The sequence below is a fragment of the Lentzea roselyniae genome (assembly GCF_039537795.1).
Classification (GTDB): Bacteria; Actinomycetota; Actinomycetes; order Mycobacteriales; family Pseudonocardiaceae; genus Lentzea; species Lentzea atacamensis.
Map to the genome: position 1 here is coordinate 90773 of NZ_BAABBE010000013.1, position 16561 is coordinate 107333.

Annotated in this window: 16 protein-coding genes; 11 read left to right on the top strand and 5 right to left on the bottom strand. The window is 69.9% G+C overall.

Annotated features, from left to right (window positions below):
- From ABFX45_RS23750 to ABFX45_RS23780, 7 genes are all read left to right on the top strand, one after another.
- Entirely contained in the window at positions 1–285 is a 285-nt protein-coding gene (locus tag ABFX45_RS23750; protein ID WP_109637208.1) for a PAAR domain-containing protein, read from the top strand.
- A gap of 3 nt (positions 286–288) precedes the next feature.
- Positions 289–690 carry a GPW/gp25 family protein gene (locus tag ABFX45_RS23755; RefSeq protein ID WP_109637209.1) on the top strand — a complete coding sequence of 134 codons (402 nt, stop codon included), beginning with the start codon at positions 289–291 and terminating at the stop codon, positions 688–690.
- Positions 690–2615: a putative baseplate assembly protein gene (locus ABFX45_RS23760; protein WP_109637931.1), complete on the top strand. Its 1926-nt coding sequence runs from the start codon at positions 690–692 to the stop codon at positions 2613–2615. The genes ABFX45_RS23755 and ABFX45_RS23760 overlap by 1 nt, the downstream gene beginning before the upstream one ends.
- Positions 2616–2671: 56 nt before the next feature.
- On the top strand, positions 2672–3208 hold the full coding sequence (locus ABFX45_RS23765) for a phage tail protein (protein WP_109637210.1): 537 nt from the start codon (positions 2672–2674) through the stop codon (positions 3206–3208).
- Positions 3205–4146 (top strand): NADase-type glycan-binding domain-containing protein, encoded by a 942-nt coding sequence (locus tag ABFX45_RS23770; RefSeq protein WP_346131959.1) that lies wholly within the window; start codon positions 3205–3207, stop codon positions 4144–4146. Before ABFX45_RS23765 ends, ABFX45_RS23770 begins: the two co-directional genes overlap by 4 nt.
- Positions 4143–7136 (top strand): VWA domain-containing protein, encoded by a 2994-nt coding sequence (locus tag ABFX45_RS23775; RefSeq protein WP_346131960.1) that lies wholly within the window; start codon positions 4143–4145, stop codon positions 7134–7136. Before ABFX45_RS23770 ends, ABFX45_RS23775 begins: the two co-directional genes overlap by 4 nt.
- A gap of 90 nt (positions 7137–7226) precedes the next feature.
- Positions 7227–8522 carry a COG1470 family protein gene (locus ABFX45_RS23780; protein WP_346131961.1) on the top strand — a complete coding sequence of 432 codons (1296 nt, stop codon included), beginning with the start codon at positions 7227–7229 and terminating at the stop codon, positions 8520–8522.
- A 20-nt stretch (positions 8523–8542) separates the two neighbouring features.
- On the opposite strand, the gene ABFX45_RS23785 is transcribed toward ABFX45_RS23780, so the two are convergent.
- The 3 genes from ABFX45_RS23785 to ABFX45_RS23795 form a co-directional block, all read right to left on the bottom strand.
- On the bottom strand, positions 8543–9169 hold the full coding sequence (locus tag ABFX45_RS23785) for a response regulator transcription factor (protein WP_109637214.1): 627 nt from the start codon (positions 9167–9169) through the stop codon (positions 8543–8545).
- Positions 9170–9248: 79 nt separating this feature from the next.
- Entirely contained in the window at positions 9249–9875 is a 627-nt protein-coding gene (locus ABFX45_RS23790) for a response regulator (RefSeq protein WP_346131962.1), read from the bottom strand.
- On the bottom strand, positions 9872–10510 hold the full coding sequence (locus ABFX45_RS23795) for a sensor histidine kinase (protein ID WP_346131963.1): 639 nt from the start codon (positions 10508–10510) through the stop codon (positions 9872–9874). Before ABFX45_RS23795 ends, ABFX45_RS23790 begins: the two co-directional genes overlap by 4 nt.
- Before the next feature lie 237 nt (positions 10511–10747).
- On the opposite strand from ABFX45_RS23795, the gene ABFX45_RS23800 reads away from it, so the two are divergent.
- Complete coding sequence (locus tag ABFX45_RS23800; protein ID WP_346131964.1) at positions 10748–11326, top strand: hypothetical protein; 579 nt, start codon at positions 10748–10750, stop codon at positions 11324–11326.
- Here ABFX45_RS23800 and ABFX45_RS23805 read toward each other — a convergent pair.
- The gene (locus tag ABFX45_RS23805) at positions 11289–12275 is read right to left on the bottom strand and encodes a PHP domain-containing protein (protein ID WP_109637218.1); all 987 of its coding nucleotides are present in this window, start codon (positions 12273–12275) and stop codon (positions 11289–11291) included. The two genes, ABFX45_RS23800 and ABFX45_RS23805, sit on opposite strands and share 38 nt — an antisense overlap.
- 104 nt (positions 12276–12379) lie before the next feature.
- Between ABFX45_RS23805 and ABFX45_RS23810 the strand changes: the two genes are divergently transcribed.
- The 3 genes from ABFX45_RS23810 (at position 12380) to ABFX45_RS23820 (ending at position 15216) form a co-directional block, all read left to right on the top strand.
- Complete coding sequence (locus ABFX45_RS23810; protein WP_346131965.1) at positions 12380–13147, top strand: SDR family NAD(P)-dependent oxidoreductase; 768 nt, start codon at positions 12380–12382, stop codon at positions 13145–13147.
- Entirely contained in the window at positions 13147–13560 is a 414-nt protein-coding gene (locus ABFX45_RS23815; protein ID WP_346131966.1) for a DUF3237 domain-containing protein, read from the top strand. The genes ABFX45_RS23810 and ABFX45_RS23815 overlap by 1 nt, the downstream gene beginning before the upstream one ends.
- A gap of 84 nt (positions 13561–13644) precedes the next feature.
- Positions 13645–15216 carry an alpha/beta fold hydrolase gene (locus ABFX45_RS23820; RefSeq protein ID WP_346131968.1) on the top strand — a complete coding sequence of 524 codons (1572 nt, stop codon included), beginning with the start codon at positions 13645–13647 and terminating at the stop codon, positions 15214–15216.
- A gap of 85 nt (positions 15217–15301) precedes the next feature.
- Here ABFX45_RS23820 and ABFX45_RS23825 read toward each other — a convergent pair whose 3' ends face one another.
- A complete protein-coding gene (locus ABFX45_RS23825) occupies positions 15302–16522 on the bottom strand; it encodes a serine hydrolase domain-containing protein (protein WP_346131970.1) in 1221 nt (406 codons plus the stop codon).
- Between the last annotated feature and the right edge of the window lie 39 nt (positions 16523–16561).

Genomic DNA, 16561 nt, shown 5'->3' on the forward strand with positions numbered 1-16561 from the left:
ATGCCACCCGCAGCAAGAGTCGGAGACATGACCGGGCACCCCGGCGTCATCATGCCGCCCGGTGTCCCGACCGTGCTCATCGGCGGACTGCCCGCCGCGACGGTCGGGTCGATGCACACCTGCTCGTTCCCGCCGCCCGCCGTGCACCCGCCGACTCCGGTCATCCCGCCGGGCTGCCCGACCGTGCTGATCGGCGGCAAACCCGCGGCCCGCGTGGGTGACATGAGCGGCTGTGGCGCGCCGATCCTGCCGCCCGGCTGCCCGACCGTCCTGATCGGAGGATGAGCGGTGGACTTCATCGGCAGGGGCCTCAGCTTTCCCGTCCGCACCGACGCGACGGGATCGGTGGCGCTCGTCGACGGCGACCGCGAGATCGTCGAGAGCATCCGGCTGATCCTCGCGACCGCACCGGGCGAACGCCCCATGCGACCCGAGTTCGGCTGCGCGATCCACGACCTCGTGTTCGCGCCCGCCGACTCCACGACGGCCGGGCAGATCGCCTACGAGGTGCGGCTGTCGCTGGAGCGGTGGGAACCGCGCATCGACCTCACCGACGTGATCGTCGACTTCGCCGAGGCCGACAACGGCACCCTGCTGATCGACATCCGCTACACCCTGCACAACACCAACGACCCGCGCAACCTCGTCTTCCCGTTCTACGTCATACCGCCGCACGAGGACGGTGCGTAATGCCGCTTCCCTTGCCGAACCTGGACGACCGGCGCTTCCAGCAGCTCGTCGACGAGGCCAAGCGCCGCGTTCAGCAGCACTGTCCCGAGTGGACCGACCACAACGTGTCCGACCCCGGCGTCACGCTGATCGAGGCCTTCGCGCACATGGTCGACGAGCTGATGTACCGGCTCAACCGCGTGCCCAGGCTGAACTACCTCAGGTTCCTCGACCTCATCGGCGTCGAGCTGTTCGCCCCGACCGCCGCACGCGTGGACGTCACCTACTGGCTGTCCGCACCCCAGCCCGCGCCGGTGGAGGTCCCGCAGGGCAACCAGGTCGCGACCCAGCGCAAGGGCGTCGAGGAGCCGGTCGTGTTCACGGTCGACCGCCCGCTCGCGATCATGCCCTGCGAGCTCTCGCACCTCGCCACGGCGACGGCGAACGGCCAGCCCGTCGACCGCACCGACGACCTCAAGGCGGCCAAGGAGCCATCGGCGTTCAGCGAGCAGCCGGAGCCGGGCGACGCCGTGCTGTTCGGCCTCTCCAACGCCGTCCCCGGCTGCGCGGTGCTGCTCAGGTTCGACTGCGACCCGATGGGCTCCGGCATCAACCCGGCCGACCCGCCGTGGGTGTGGGAGGCGTGGACGAGCGAGGGCTGGACCGCCTGCGAGGTCGACCACTTCACCAACGGCGGCTTCAACTCCGCGGGCGACGTCGTCGTGCACGTCCCGCCGGGCCACACCACGTCGATCATGGTCAGGCAGCGGGCCGGCTGGCTGCGGTGCCGGGCCGCCGAACTGTGGCAGGGCCAGCCGTTCTACCAGCGCTCACCGAAGATCCGCGACGTCACCGCCGCCACGATCGGTGGCACCACCGAGGCCGTGCACGCCGACGTGGTGAAGGGCGAGACCATCGGTGTCTCCGAAGGTGTGGCGGGCCAGCGGTTCCCGCTCGCCCGCACCCCGGTCGTGGCAGGCGCGCCGATCACCGTCGAGGTCGCGACCACCGAGGGCTGGGACACCTGGACCGAGGTGCCCACGTTCGTCGAGTCGGGCCCGCAGGACCGCCACTTCCTGCTGGACAACATCGAAGGCCAGATCATCTTCGGGCCGGCGGTGCGGCAGCAGGACGGCACGCTGCGGCACTACGGCGCCGTGCCCGCGAAGTCGGCGGCGATCCGGGTGCCCGAATACCGCACGGGCGGAGGGCTGCGGGGCAACGTCGCCCGCAACCTCGTGACCGTGCAACGGGATCCGGTGCCGTTCGTCAGCAACGTGACCAACCGCAAGCCCGGCCGCGGTGGTGTCGCGGGGGAGTCGGTCGAGGACGCGGCGCTGAGAGGCCCGCTGTCGCTGCGGACCAGGGATCGGGCGGTGACGGCGGAGGACTACGAGATTCTCGCGCGAGAGGCCGCTCCGGAGGTCGCGCGGGTGCGGTGCGCGCCTGGTGACGACGGGGTGCGCGTGCTGGTCGTGCCCGCGGTGCCCGAGCACGAGGAACCGAACTTCGCGGCGTTCCAGGTCGACCAGGAGACGCTCGAACGGATCGCCCGGCACCTCGACGCGCGGAGGTGCGTCGGCGCGCGGGTGAGCGTCGAGCCGCCGTTCTACCAGGGCGTCACGGTCGTCGCGGACCTCAAGGCCCGCACGGGAACGCCGACCGAGGCGGTCAGGGCCAGGGCGATGGACGCGCTGGGCGACTACCTCGACCCGATCCGCGGCGGAGCGGACGGCGACGGGTGGCCGTTCGGGCGGCCGGTGCACTCTGGGGAGGTCTACGCGGTGCTGCAACGGATCGCGGGCGTGGAGCTGGTCGAGGACGTCCGGTTGTTCGCGGCCAACCTGCTGACCGGGGAGAGGGGCCAGGCGGTGCAGCGGATCGACCTGCCGCCGAACGGGCTGGCCTTCTCCTACGGGCACCAGGTCCGAGTGGCGAGGAGCTGACATGCGCGCCGAGATCGAGGTCCTCGGGCAACGAAACGAGGAGTCGAGGTGTGGCAATGCGTAGTGCCGTCGACGAACTGATCTCGCCGCACCCGCTGGGCGAGCGCATGCCCTCCGTCTACACCGACGACGACTTCACCCAGCGCTTCACCCGGGCCCTGGACGAGGTCATCGCCCCTGTTTTCACCGTCCTCGACTGCTTCGCGGCCTACCTCGACCCGCGCCTCGCCCCGGCGGACTTCGTCGACTGGCTGGCCGGCTGGGTGGCCCTGGACCTCGACGAGAGCTGGTCCGCCGCCCAGCGCCGCGAGCTGGTCGCCAGAGCCGTGCACCTGCACCGGTTCCGCGGCACCAGAAGGGGCCTGGCCGAACACGTCTGGCTCCTCACCGGCGGCCGGGTGGACATCGCGGACAGCGGCGGAACCTCCGTCTCGACCCGCCCGGAAGGCCCGATCCCGGGCAGCTCTCCCGCGCACGTGCTGATCCGCATCCGGGTGCCGAACCCGGAAGCGGTCGACCGGGCGCGGATCACCGCGGCGGTGCGCCGGATGGTGCCCGCCCACGTCGCCACGACCATCGAGGTGACCACATGATCGTCTGCCAGACGTGCGGGGAGCACAACGCGCCCAACGCCGAGTTCTGCGGCAACTGCGGTGACTTCCTGAAGTGGACCGGAGCGCAGGTGCAGGCCGGCCCGGTCCGCCCGGACGCCGCGCCGCAGCCGCAGCCACACCACCGTCCACAACAGACGATGAGGCGCCAGGCCCAGCCCGGTGACCTGATCTGCGGCCAGTGCGGGTCCGGCAACGTGCCCACCAGGAAGTTCTGCGGCGTCTGCGGCCATTCGCTGCACGACGCGGTCATCCAGAAGCAGCCGTGGTGGAAGCGCTGGCTGCCTGCGAAAGGCCCGAAGGTCAGGGAACGCGGCAGCCGCCCGCCCCGGACCAGGAGGGCGACGAAGGTCCGCCAGGGCATCGGCACGGCCTTCCGCTGGCTGCTCGCGCTCGCGGTGCTGCTGTTCGGTGGCCTCTACGCGTTCTCCCAGCCGTTCCGCGGCACCGTCAACACCCAGGTCGTCACGGCCAAGGACGCGGTCGCCGGCATCTTCACCGAGGACCTGGTTCCGGTGCGGCAGAGCGTGGTCTCGGCCGCGCAGGAACGCCCCGACCACCCCGCGAAACTCGCCATGGACAACAACAAGGCCACCTTCTGGGCCGCCCCCGACCCGAAGAGCGCGGCGCTGACAATCCAGTTCGACCACGTCACGGACCTGCGCCGGATGATCGTCCACAACGGCGACGGCAAGAAGTACCTGGGGTCCGCGCGGCCGCAGCGCCTCACGCTGGTGTTCGACACCGGCAAGACCCACGACATCAAGCTCACCGACAAGCCGGACGAGCAGCAGCACGACATCAAGAACGGCGACGGCGTCAAGCAGGTCCAGGTGCTGATCGCGGGCGTCTACCCGTCGAGCGAGAGCACCGACACGGCGATCAGTGAGATCGAGCTGTTCGAGAAGCAGGTGAAATGACCGTGCGCGCACTTCCGTTGTTGCTCGTGGCGTTGCTGGCGACGCCGGTTCCCGTCACCCGCGCCCAACCGGCGCCGGAGCCCGAGCCGTTCAGGATCGGTTTCTCCAGCCTGGAGAACGACAACCGCGACGTCTTCACCGTGGACAGCAACGGAAACGCGCGCACGAACCTGACGAGGAGCCCGCGCGGCCAGCAGGACCCGGCGTTCTCGCTCGACGGCACCAGGCTCGCCTACACCGACGAGAACCGCGTCATGATCGCCAACGCCGACGGCACGAGTCCCAGGCGCCTCAACAACGAGACGCGGTCGCAGTCGCAACCGGCGTGGTCCCCGGACGGGACGATGATCGCCGCCGTCACCCGGATCCCGGACGGCGAGGGCTCCCGCCCGATCATCCAGATCCACCGCGTGTCCGACGGCGCCAAGACCGGCGAGATCCCGATCCCCGGCCACCTCACCGCCGACGACACCCAGCCGGACTGGTCGCCCGACGGCAGGACCATCGCGATCACCAGGCGCTCCAGCAACCTCACTCCTCCGCGACCGGAGATCGAGGTGCCCGACACCGACCGCCCGTCCCGCCGGGGCAGCACGTTCGACCTCCAGCAGGTCGTGCACACCCCGCGCATCCCGCCGAAGCCGGACGTCGTGCTGCTCATCGACATCAGCCGCTCGATGTTCGACGAGCTGTCAGGCGTGCAGGGACAGCTCAGGGACATCATGGAGGAGGTCAAGAAGGAGCAGCCGGAGACCAGGTTCGGCGTCGCCACCTACGCGGGCGCGGAGAACAAGGGCAACGTGTTCAAGCGTCACCAGGTGCTCACCAGCAACGTCGACGAGGCCGTGGCCGCGGTCGGGAGGGTCGGGCTGGTCGAGGACGCCAACTCCACGGAGGTCTGGGCGAACGCGCTGATCGAGACCGCCACCCGCGCGTTCGAGTTCCGCCAGGACGCGAGCAAGGTCGTCGTCATCATCGGTGACGAGCCGACCGCGGAGAACCTGGTCACGGGCAAGGACTCCGTCGACAACGCCATCGCAGAGCTCAAGCGCGCCAACATCCGCGTGGTCGGTGTCGACAGCGGCAACGCCCAGCGCGGCCTCAACTCGGAGAAGCAGATCGACAGGATCATCGAGGATCCCAAGGGCTCGCTGCAGAAGTACGTGAAGGGCGGCGAGGAGCAGATCAAGACGGCGATCCTCGACGGCATCAGGGACCTCGACGTCACGGTCACCCCGGTGCCGAAGTGCGACACCGGTCTCACCGTCGAGCTCACCCCGCCCGGACCGGTCACCGGGCCGAGCGGCGAGGACGTGACGTTCGCCGAGAAGTTCACGGTCTCCCCGGACACCACGCCCGGCAGCACGCTGCGCTGCACCATCGAGTTCCGGCTCAACAACGAGCCGGACGTCCGTCCCGGCCGCGTTCAGACCGTCACCGTCCGGGTCGCGGACCTGGTCGAACCGCTGGTGCGCGTCAACGACGTGATCGTGCAGGCCCAGAACGGCACCGGCGCGACGGTCACCTACCAGGCCACCGCCACCGACAACCAGAACCGGCCGCTCACGCCGGTGTGCACACCGCCGTCCGGCACCGTGTTCCCGATCGGCGTCACCCGAGTCACCTGCACCGCAACCGACGCGCGGGGCAACACCGGCACCGACACGGCGGTCGTCACCGTCACGTCGGCCGACCGGGAAGACCCCGCCGTCTGGCTCGTCACCCCGGACGGCAGCTCGCAGATCAACCTGTCCGAACGCTTCGGCGAGCCGTGCCGGGACCGCCCGAGCGAGGATCCGGCGTGGTCCCCGGACGGCAAGAGCCTCGCCGTCGCACAGGACGGGCAGATCTGCGTGGTCGGTGCGGACGGTTCCGGCGCCCGCGTGGTCGTCTGCGGCACCGAGGACGCCGAACGCCCGAGGAACCCCGCCTGGCTCCCGGACGGCACCAGGATCGTCTTCCAGGCCACCAACCAGGAGCTGCCACCGGACCTGTGGACCGTGGCGGTGCAGGACGGCACGCCGCCGCGACTCCTGACGGAGAACGGCAGTCAGCCCGCCGTGCAACGACTTGCGAAGCTCACGGTGACCACGACCGCGACGCCCGCCGAGATCCCCTTCAACGGTAAGACGACGATCGAGGTCGCCGTCGTGAACATCGGCTTCGCGCCCGCTCCCGCCACGCTCACGGTGACCGTGCCGGAAGGTCTGACGGGCGGACCGGCCGGTGGGAACATCGGCCCGATCGCGCCGGGCGAGCGGAAGGTCGTGAGCGGCGAGGCCACCGGTGTCACGGCGGGAGAGCACGTGGTGACGGCCGCGGTCGGCACCATCACGTCGCGGGTCACCGTGAAGGTCCTGGAACGGACCGGATCGCTCTCGCTCGCGCTGTCGGCGAGCCCTCAGCCGGCGTTCGTCGGCGGTGACGACGTGACGGTGACCTTCAAGCTGCTCAACAGTTCCGGCTCGACGCTGACCGGCGTGCGCGTCGTCGCCTCCGCGTTCGGCTGCGACCCCGAGTGCGCGGTCGGCACCCTCGGGCCCGACGGCCAGACCGAGGTCGAGTTCACGATCCCGGCCACCCAGGCCGTCGACCGCGAGCTGGCCGGCGTCGTGATCGCCACCGGCCCGGACGAGGACGCGCAGGACAACGTCGCCACGACCCGGATCGTGATCAAGCAGCCGACGCTGACCCTGGACCAGCATGCCGGTCCGCTCGGCGGAGTGGTGTCGCTGCAGGGCAAGGACTTCCCGCCCGGTGCGACGGTGCGGCTCGGCTGGACCGCCGGCATCGCCGAGACACCGGGAGAGGTCACCACCGCCGACGGCACGTTCGTCGCGCAGATGCTGGTCTTCCACAACGACACCGAAGGAATCCGGCAGGCGACAGCCACCCCGGTCGAGGGAACGAGGTTCGGCGAGGTGAAGTCCGGGGACTTCCTCGCGCTGCCGAACACCGTGCAGCCGTCGTACTTCGTCGAGCGCGGCTGACCGGCTTCCCCAACGGGCAGCGATGAGCGCACCCGGCCACGCCTCCACCGCCGCTGCGCGGGGGACAGGGAAAGAAGGAGACTGCTAGTCATGGGAGCAACAGCGACACTGTCCACTTCGGACCTGTCGGTCGCACCGGGCGGGGACGTCACCTGCCAGGTGATGGTGCGCAACGCGGGCGAGCTGGTGGACCAGTTCACGATCGACGTCGTCGGCGATGCCGCGCCGTGGAGCCAGGCCGAACCGGGCGTGGTCAACCTCAACCCCGGTGAGTCCGCGCCCGTGCTCATCCGGTTCGCGCCGCCACGCGACCCTGGCGTCTACGCGGGTTCCGTCCCGTTCGGCGTGCGGGTCATCTCGCGCGAGGACCCGCACGGCTCGGTCGTCGAAGAGGGCGTCGTCGTGGTCGGCGCGTTCACCGGCATCGCCGCGGAACTGGTGCCCGCCAAGGCGGAGGGCGCCAGGAGGGCCAAGTACGAGGTCGCCGTCGACAACGTGGGCAACGCGCCCGCGGTCCTGCGGCTGAGGCCGATCGACCCGGAGGACGAGCTGGAGTTCCGGCTGGACCGCTCCGAGATCGCGCTGCCACCGGGCACCACCGCGTTCGTGCGGCTGCGGGCCAAGCCGCGCAAGACGTTCCTGCGCGGTGAACCCCAGCGGCACCCGTTCCAGGTCGAGGTCGTGCCGGAGCAGGGCGACCCGTTGATCGCCCAGGGCACCATGGTCCAGCGCCAGCTGCTGCCGAAGTGGTTGCTGCCGGCCCTGATCGCGCTCCTGCTGCTCGCGGCCGCGCTGGTGGCGTTGTGGCTCACCGTGCTCAAGCCGGCCGTGAAGTCCGCAGCCCGCGAGGCGATGCAGCAGGAGAGCGCGGAGATCAAGCAGAAGAGCGAGGAGGCGGCCAGCGCGGCCGGCGCTGCCAAGGAGGAGTCGAAGCAGGCGGCCGCGAACGCCGGTCAGGCACTGGGCGCGCTGGGCCTCAAGCCGGGCGACACCAACACGACACCCACGCTGCCCAAGCCCGCCGAGAAGGGCGAACCGGTGACCTTCCGGATCGACATCACCTCGCCGATCGTGGCGAACGCCGGCGCGTTCACCGAGGTGACCTTCACCCCTCCGGACGTCAAGAAGACCCTGTACATCAAGGACATCTTCTTCGAGAACGCCAAGAGCGACCTGGGTACGGCCCAGCTCGTCCGGGACGCGGGCGGGACGCGCACGGTCATCAGGGTGATCGGGCTCGGGAACTTCCGGGACCGCGACGAGCACTTCCAGGAACCACTGCGGTTCCAGCCGGGAGAGAAGATCGTGTTCCGGGTGAGCTGCCAGAACCCGCAGCCCAAGGGCGCGTGCACACCTTCGGTGGTGCTCAACGGGCGTGCGGAGTGACGTCAGCTCGGGCCTTCGCTCTAGATCAGGCCCTCACGGAGGGCGAAGGCCACGGCGTGGGCGCGGTTGCGCAGCTGGAAGCGGTTGGTGATGTCGTGCAGGATCGACTTCACCGTCCGCTGCGAGTAGCACAGCCGCTCCGCGATCTCCCTGGTCTCGAGTCCGTCGGCGATCATCCGCAGCACCTCGGTCTCCCGGCTGGACATGCCGGCGAGGTTGAGCCCGTTGGGACGCAACACGTTGCGCTGCAGCTGGGACACGCGGCCGAGCAGCCGGCCGAGCAGATCCGCGGGCAGCGACCCCTCCCCGGCGTGTGCCGCGCGGATCAGCCGGACCAGCGTGTCCGGGGTGGCGTCGGCGCGGCGCAGCACCGCGGAGACGCCACTGCCGACGATGTCGAGCAGCTCGGAGTCGGCCACGTCACCGGCGACGAGCACGATGCCGGGGTTGGGCTGGCACTGCAGTTTTCTCAGCAGCTGCAGGACGTTCTCGTCGAGACGTTCCGCGACGACGAGCGCGACGCAGCTCTCGGCGGTCTCCGGTTCGACCAGCCGGATCTCCGGCCGGGAACGCAGTGCGACCGTCACGCCGGCGCGGGTGATCGAGTCGGTGGCGTGGAGGACGACGGTGACGGGTTCGGCATTCATCAGCTCCCCTTCTGACTTCAGCCCGAAAGAACCAACACTGCAATCATCGGGCCGGGAACGTCCCGGTCGACAGGGGCAGTCATCCCGAACTGTCCCGGAACAGGTCTATGGCCTGGGCACGATCTGCGACCTGCAACTTCCGGAGGATGTTGGACACGTGGTTGCGCACGGTTTTGGTGCTCAGGAACAACTCCCGCGCGATCACCGCGTTGCCCTTGCCGTCCGCCATGAGCCGGGCGACCTCGCGTTCGCGCCCGGTGAGCTCCGGGAGCGTGCTCGGACGTGGTGCGGTGGCGAAGAAGTCGAGCAACCGCGTGGCGACCGCAGGGCTGAAGATCGCCTCACCCTCACCGACGGCGCGCACGGCGTCCACGATCTGCTGAGGGCGCGAGGACTTCACCAGATACCCGCGCGCGCCGGCGCGCATCGCCGCGAACACCGACTCGTCGTCCTCGAACATGGTCAGCATGAGCACGTGTGCGGACGGCCGTGCGGTGACGATCCGGCGGGTCGCCTCGACACCGCCGAGATCGGGCATGTTGAGGTCCATCACGATCACGTCGGGTTGCAGCTGCTGCGCAAGCTCGACGGCGACCGTGCCACCGGATGCTTCGCCGACGACGTCGATGCCGCTGTCGGTCAGCGCCGCCATCACGCCGCGGCGGAACAGGGGATGGTCGTCCACGACCAGGGCGCGCAAGGTCATGACAGGGGGAGAGCGGCCGCGAGCCTGGTGCCGCCACCGTGCCGTGGCTCGACGCGGCAGTTCCCTCCGAGTTCGCTGGCTCGCTGGCGCATCGAAGCCAGACCCACCCCGGTCGACACCTCAGCCGCCCCCACCCCGTCGTCGACAACCTCGGCGTGCAGCTCGGCGTCGAACCACAGCCGCACCTGGCACGTGCGCGCGTCGGCGTGGGTGACCACGTTCGTCAGCGCCTCGCGGATGATCTGGTACGCCGCCACGCTCACCGCGTCGGGCAGGGGCGGGATCTCGCCGAGCACCACGACGTCGATCGCGACGTGCAGCCTTGACCGCAGCGCCGCCACGAACTCCTCGACCGCGCCGACCAGTCCGAGCTTCGTCACCGAGGCCGGGTTCTCCCTCGCGACCAGCGCCCTGATGTCGTCGATCGCGGAGTGCATCTCGTCCTCCAGCGCCGCGAGCAACCGGGCGGCGCCAGCCGGGTCGGAGGTGAGCAGCTGCCGCGCCGACCGCAGTCCGAGAGCGACGGCGGCGAGGGACGGGCCAACACCGTCGTGGAGGTCCCGCAACACCGTGCGGCGGGCTTCGGCCGCACTCCGGGCGCACGAGTCCGCTGGCACGATGAATTGGCGGCGCATGCTCCCTCCCTCCCCGAAGATGACGTCGTTCGCGCGTCAGCGGCCGTTTCGGGTGTTCCCGATGGTGTGACCACAAGTCGCCTGATCGGCCCATTCGCCGCCGTGGCGGGAGTGGGTGACGGCTTGTTCACACAGTGATGGAAGCGGGGGCGCCCGTGATACAGCCAGATGGAAAACCAAATGGCCCGGTGAGCGGTACGGAGGTATTTGTCGGCCAAACGGACGCTCCTACCAGGTATGGGAGTCGAGGTCCACGACCCTCGCTGGCTCACCGCCGTGCCGGGAGCCGAGCTGGTGGTCGGGCTGGACGATGTGGGTGAATGCGCCGCGGACGGTCACCGGGTGACCGTGATGATCGACCTCGTGCCGGACAACGTGCCATTGCTCCGAGACATGGCCACCGAGGCAGTGGGGGACGGCGCGCGCAAGGTGCGGGTGCGCCCGCACGGCGTCGACCGGGTCGATCTCGTCTACGCGGCCGTGGAGCTGAACCGGGTCGCCGAGGACGACGCCGTCGAGGTCCAGTTCGACGTCACGTCCGCCGCACTGCTGCGAGCGGACCCTGCGGCGTTCGTCCGGGTCGACCCGCTCGTGGTCAAGGCGGACGGGACGGTCGTGCCGATCTGCGAGGGGCTGGAACGGTACGCGCTCGGATCGCTGGGCACGCTCGACGAGCTGGTGTCCGGATGGGATCCCGAGCCGGTCAGGGACCTGTGCCGGGTCGCCCTGGGCCGCGCGCTGGCCGACACCGGCCCGCTGGTCTCCTGGTACGAGCACCTCACCCGGACAGCAGTCGAGCTGCGGGCCGGGTGTTGATCACGAGGTCCGGCGTCACGCCGCACTCCTCCGCCCGCGCGCAACCGTAGTTCAGCCAGTCCAGCTGGCCGGGCGCGTGCGCGTCGCTGTCGATCGAGAACGTGCAGCCCGCGTCGACGGCGAGGCTCAGCAGCCTGCGCGGCGGGTCGAGGCGCTCTGGCCGTGAGTTGATCTCCACAGCGGTGCCGTGCTCAGCGCAGGCCTCGAAGACCCGTTCCGCGTCGAACTGGGACTCCGGGCGCCCCTTGCCCACGACGAGGCGGCCGGTGCAGTGGCCGAGGATGTCGACGTGCGGGTTCGCGACCGCCGTCACCATCCGTTCGGTCATCTCGGCCTTCGGCATCTTCAGTTTCGAGTGGACGCTCGCGACCACGACGTCCAGTCGTTCCAGCATGTCCTCGTCCTGGTCGAGCGAGCCGTCGTCGAGGATGTCGACCTCGATGCCGGTGAGGATCAGGAACGGCGCCAGCTCCACGTTCAACTCGGCGACGACCTCGAGCTGCTTCTCCAGCCGGGCGCGGGACAGTCCATTCGCGACGGTCAGGCGCGGCGAGTGGTCGGTCAGCACCATGAACTCGTGGCCGAGGTCGCGGGCCGCCTCTGCCATCTCCCTGATCGGGCTGCCGCCGTCGGACCAGTCGGAGTGGACGTGGCAGTCGCCCTTGAGCTTCGCGCGCAGCTCCTCGCCGCCGCTGAGGTCGACGTGCCGGAGCTTCGCGAGGTAGGACGGCTCCCGGTTCGCGAGTGCGTCCACCACCACGCCGGCCGTCGCCTTCCCGACGCCTTTCAGGTCGGTGAGCGTGCCGAGTTTCGCCCGCTTCTCGACCTCGGCGGGGTCCAGTTCGGAGATGACCGCCGCCGCGTTGCGGAAGGCCTGGACGCGGTAGGTCGGCTCGCCCGCCCGTTCGAGGTGGAAGGCCACCTGCTTCAACGCCTTGACCGGATCCATACCTCTTCCTACCAAATCCGCAGGCCGCACGCCGTGTACGGGGTTTCCCGGCAGATAAGCGGTGGTCGTTGTCGCCCGGCGCGGTGCCGAATAACTTCGCCGCCATGTCGAGCAACCCGTTTTCGCTGATCGGACACGTCGCGCTGGTCACCGGCGGCACCAGGGGCATCGGTCTGGAAACGGTGCGCGCGCTGGCCCGCGCGGGGGCGAGCGTTGCCGTGGTCGCGCGGACGGCCGAGACCACCAAGGAGGTCGCCGCGGCCGTCGAGCGCGAGTTCGAGGTCGAGGCACTGCCCGTTGTCGCCGACATCGGCCGCGACGACGAGATCTCCGGCGTCGTGTCGTCCGTCGCCGACCGCTTCGGCCGCATCGACGTGCTGGTGAACAACGCCGGTGCCGCGCCGCCGTTCGGTCCGCTGATCGACGTGTCCGCCAAGGCGTTCGACAAGATCATGGTCGTGAACGTGCCCGCACCTCTGGCACTGACTCGCGCCGCTGTCGCCGCCGGTCTCGGCACGGGTGGCGGGTCGGTCGTCAACATCGTGTCCGCCGCCGGGCTGAAGGCAGAGCCGTTCACGGGGCTCTACTCCGCGGCGAAGGCGGCGATGATCAGCGCGACCCGGACGCTGGCCCGCGAGCTCGGTCCGGTGGGGATCCGGGTGAACGCGGTGGCTCCCGGCGTGATCCGCACGGACTTCTCCGCTGCCCTTGTGGGCAACGAGGACCTGCACGCCGCGGTGGTCGCCAAGACCGCGTTGGGCCGGGTCGGCGAGGCCGCGGAGGTCGCGGGCGCCGTGGCGTACCTGGCCTCACCGGCCGCCGCCTACACGACGGGCTCGATCCTCATCGTCGACGGTGGGACGGTGGCGTGATGGAGCTCGTGCCGCTGGGAACCATGACCGCCCGTTTGCGCAAGCCTTACCTGCTCCGGAAAACGCCCTCCGGCGACCGGCTGATCTACGAGGTCGAGTCGGGCACGTTCGAGGGCGAGCGTTTGCGCGGCACGATGCACGGCACGTCGACCGCCGACTGGCTGACCATCGGCCCCGACGGCACCGCGACCCTGGACGTCCGTTCTGTACTGCTCACCCAGGACAACGCTTACGTGTATCTGCACTACTCAGGACGGGTTGACGTCTCGAATGGCTTCGGCCAGCCGTTGTACGCGGCTCCTCTCTTCGAGACCGGCGACGACCGCTACCGCTGGTTGAACCGCGTGCAGGCGGTCGCGAAGGGCGTGCTCGACGGCCTGGTCCTCACCTACGAGGTGTGCGAGGTGCGGTGAATTTCACCCGACCTTCGGGGGTTCCGATCGGGACGGCGACTGCGGAAGCGTCGTCGCCGACGACCGAATCGGAGGGGTGTCGCGGTGAAAAAGCGTTGGGGCGCGGCGGCTTTGGCCGCCCCGCTGCTCATGTCCCTGGTGGGAACGGCCCATGCGGAACCGGGGCCGTTGGACGAGTACTACAACCAGACCGTCGCGTGGGCCGAGTGCCCGGCCGGCTGGGTGTCGCCGTCGACGGGTGTCGAGTGCGCCACGGTGATCGTGCCGATGGACTACAAGAACCCGGGCAACGGCAATCTGGAGATCGCGATCTCCCGCAAGAAGGCCACAGACCCCGCGCGGCGCAGAGGCGTGCTGCTGACGAACCCCGGCGGGCCGGGCGGATCCGGCCTCGGCGCTGTGCACTGGTTCAACGCGCAGACCGAGGTGCTGAAGATCTACGACGTGATCGGCATGGACCCGCGCGGCGTGGGCAGGTCCACGCAGCTGCGGTGCATCTCCACCCCGAGTGACGACGAGTTCCCCACGCGCCCAACGGATTCACAGCTCGCGAACTGGTCCGAGTACGCGCGCGCCGTCGAGGACAACTGCCAGCGCGGCGGTGGCGAGATGCGTCGCTTCGTGTCGACGATGAACACCGCCCGCGACATGGACGTCATCCGCGGCGCGTTGGGGGAGAAGAAGGTCTCGTACGTCGGCTACTCGTACGGCACCCAGCTCGGCGCCGTTTTCGGCTCCATGTTCCCGAAGTCGCTGGATCGCAGCGTGCTGGACTCCGCGCTGGACCCGCTGAAGACGTGGCACGAGCAGGACGTCGACGTGGTGGACGCCATCACCGACAACCTTCGCAAGTGGACCGAGTGGACCGCGGCCCGCAACTCCACCTACGGGCTCGGGACCACGGCCGCGGCCGTGCGCGGTGAGCTGGACGCGATCGCCGCGAAGCTGAAGACCGGTCCGTTCGGCGGGTACGCGGACGTTTCGTCCTTCGACTACGCGGTGGGTGCCACCCGGTACCGTCGTTCGTGGGCGGCGTTCTCGCGTCACATCGTCTCGATCAAGGCCGGGGTCGCCGATCCCGCCGAGGCGTCCGCGATCGTGGCGGCGTTGAAGAAGGGTGACATCGAGCCCACCTCGCCCGGCACGTACCAGGCCGTCACCTGCGAGTGGGACTGGTTCACCGACGTCAACACCTACTACAACGACATGAAGCGGTGGCGGGACACCAACCCGTACGGCGGGACCGTCGACTTCATGGCGCCCACCAACTGCACGTTCCGCGCGTTCAAGCGGCCGGAGAAGATTCCAGCCATCACGCGGAAGTACCCGGCCGGCATCGTGATCAACTCCGACGGTGACACGCAGACTCCGCTCGCGAACGGGCGGGTCATGGCCGAGCACCTCAACGTTCCGTTGATCTCGGTGTCGAACGACGGGCAGCACGGGCACTACGCGTTGCGGCGCAACGCCTGCGTGGACGCGCTGGTCAACAAGTACCTGGTTTCCGGGATTCTGCCGGCGTCCCGGGTCACGTGTGCCGGTACGGACATCGCGGAGAACGTGCCTCCGGGCACGGCGGCCACCATGGGCGTGCAGTCGGCGCGGCCGTTGAGCGACATCCTGGGCGAGATCGCGGCGGAGACGAAGCCGTTCTGATCGTCTGAACGATCTTGTCAGACCTCGCGAGTACGTTGAAACGCAGGGGTTCCCAGCTCGAGGGGACCCCTGCGTCAGCGCGTTCTCAGGCGAACCAGGTGCCGCCACCGGTTCGCCGGTACCCCAGCGCCCGGTACACCGCGTCCACCAGCGACTGCCCGCGCTCGTTCGCTCCGAGCCCGGGCCCCTGCCGGTTCATCGCGTACCCGAACGAGACCCGCGCCCGAGGGTCGGCGAACCCGAGCGAGCCGCCCATCCCGTTGTGCCCGAACGCCTCCTCGCTGACGAGCAGCCCCTCGCGGTCGTTCGGCGGCAGGTGGGCGTTGTCCGTGGCCTTCTGGAACCCGAGCCCGAACCGCGACGGCACCCCGACGACGGCGTCGAGCCCCGCCACGGCGACGTTCGACATCTGCGGGATCTGCTCCGGCTCGACGAGCCGCACGCCGTTGTACTCCCCGCCCAGCGCCAACGGCCGGTACAGGCCGGCGAGCCCGCGGGCGTTGGAGATGCCGCCGATCGCGCCCATCTCCGCCGCGTGCGCGGCGCGGGAGTCGGACTCACCCGGCGCCATGTAGCCGCCGTTGTTGAGCAGCATCAGGCCGGGGACGGACTCGGGTTGCGTCAGAGCGGTGATGAACAGCGACGGCAGCAGGATGCCCGGCTGCGTCGGGTCGACCGGGATCGTGTGCGCGACATGGGGTTCGAGGTCCTCCGGCAGGCCCATCCAGAAGTCGAGGCCGAGCGGTCCGGACACCTCCTTCTCGAAGAACTGGCCCAGCGACAGGCCCGTGACGCGGCGGACGATCTCGCCGACGAGGAACCCGAACGTGAGGCCGTGGTAGCCGTGCTTGGTGCCCGGATCCCACAGGGGTTTCTGGGCGGCGAGCTTGGCGGTGACCAGGTCCCAGTCGTAGAAGGCGCCGCCGGGCAGCCACTCGGTGAGCGCGGGCAGGCCCGCCTGGTGGCTCAGCACGTGCCGGACGAGCGTCGTGCCCTTGCCCTCGGCGCCGTACTCGGGCCAGTAGCGGGTGACCGGCGCGTTGAGGTCGAGTGCGCCGCGGGAGGCGAGCACGTGGGCGCACAGCGCGGTCGCGGCCTTCGTGCACGACCACACGTGGACGATGGTGTCCTCCGACCAGAGCCGGCCGGTGATGGGGTCGGCGACACCGCCCCAGAGGTCGACGACGGGCGCGCCGTCGAGGGTCACGTGCACGGACGCGCCCACCTCGCCGCGTTCGGCGAAGTTGCGTTCGAACTCGGCGCGCACCTCGGCGAACTGCGGGGCGCATGTTCCCTGGATCGACATCGATCCTCCTCTGGGGGAGCGGCGGTTGTCCCCAAGGGC

What these genes read in the sequence shown, in the direction of transcription:
- ABFX45_RS23750 (WP_109637208.1), top strand. Translation starts at nt 1, where the DNA reads ATGCCACCCGCAGCAAGAGTCGGAGACATGACCGGGCACCCCGGCGTC.
- ABFX45_RS23760 (WP_109637931.1), top strand. Translation starts at nt 690, where the DNA reads ATGCCGCTTCCCTTGCCGAACCTGGACGACCGGCGCTTCCAGCAGCTC.
- ABFX45_RS23765 (WP_109637210.1), top strand. Translation starts at nt 2,672, where the DNA reads ATGCGTAGTGCCGTCGACGAACTGATCTCGCCGCACCCGCTGGGCGAG.
- ABFX45_RS23770 (WP_346131959.1), top strand. Translation starts at nt 3,205, where the DNA reads ATGATCGTCTGCCAGACGTGCGGGGAGCACAACGCGCCCAACGCCGAG.
- ABFX45_RS23775 (WP_346131960.1), top strand. Translation starts at nt 4,143, where the DNA reads ATGACCGTGCGCGCACTTCCGTTGTTGCTCGTGGCGTTGCTGGCGACG.
- ABFX45_RS23780 (WP_346131961.1), top strand. Translation starts at nt 7,227, where the DNA reads ATGGGAGCAACAGCGACACTGTCCACTTCGGACCTGTCGGTCGCACCG.
- ABFX45_RS23785 (WP_109637214.1), bottom strand. Translation starts at nt 9,169, where the DNA reads ATGAATGCCGAACCCGTCACCGTCGTCCTCCACGCCACCGACTCGATC.
- ABFX45_RS23790 (WP_346131962.1), bottom strand. Translation starts at nt 9,875, where the DNA reads ATGACCTTGCGCGCCCTGGTCGTGGACGACCATCCCCTGTTCCGCCGC.
- ABFX45_RS23795 (WP_346131963.1), bottom strand. Translation starts at nt 10,510, where the DNA reads ATGCGCCGCCAATTCATCGTGCCAGCGGACTCGTGCGCCCGGAGTGCG.
- ABFX45_RS23800 (WP_346131964.1), top strand. Translation starts at nt 10,748, where the DNA reads ATGGGAGTCGAGGTCCACGACCCTCGCTGGCTCACCGCCGTGCCGGGA.
- ABFX45_RS23805 (WP_109637218.1), bottom strand. Translation starts at nt 12,275, where the DNA reads ATGGATCCGGTCAAGGCGTTGAAGCAGGTGGCCTTCCACCTCGAACGG.
- ABFX45_RS23810 (WP_346131965.1), top strand. Translation starts at nt 12,380, where the DNA reads ATGTCGAGCAACCCGTTTTCGCTGATCGGACACGTCGCGCTGGTCACC.
- ABFX45_RS23815 (WP_346131966.1), top strand. Translation starts at nt 13,147, where the DNA reads ATGGAGCTCGTGCCGCTGGGAACCATGACCGCCCGTTTGCGCAAGCCT.
- ABFX45_RS23825 (WP_346131970.1), bottom strand. Translation starts at nt 16,522, where the DNA reads ATGTCGATCCAGGGAACATGCGCCCCGCAGTTCGCCGAGGTGCGCGCC.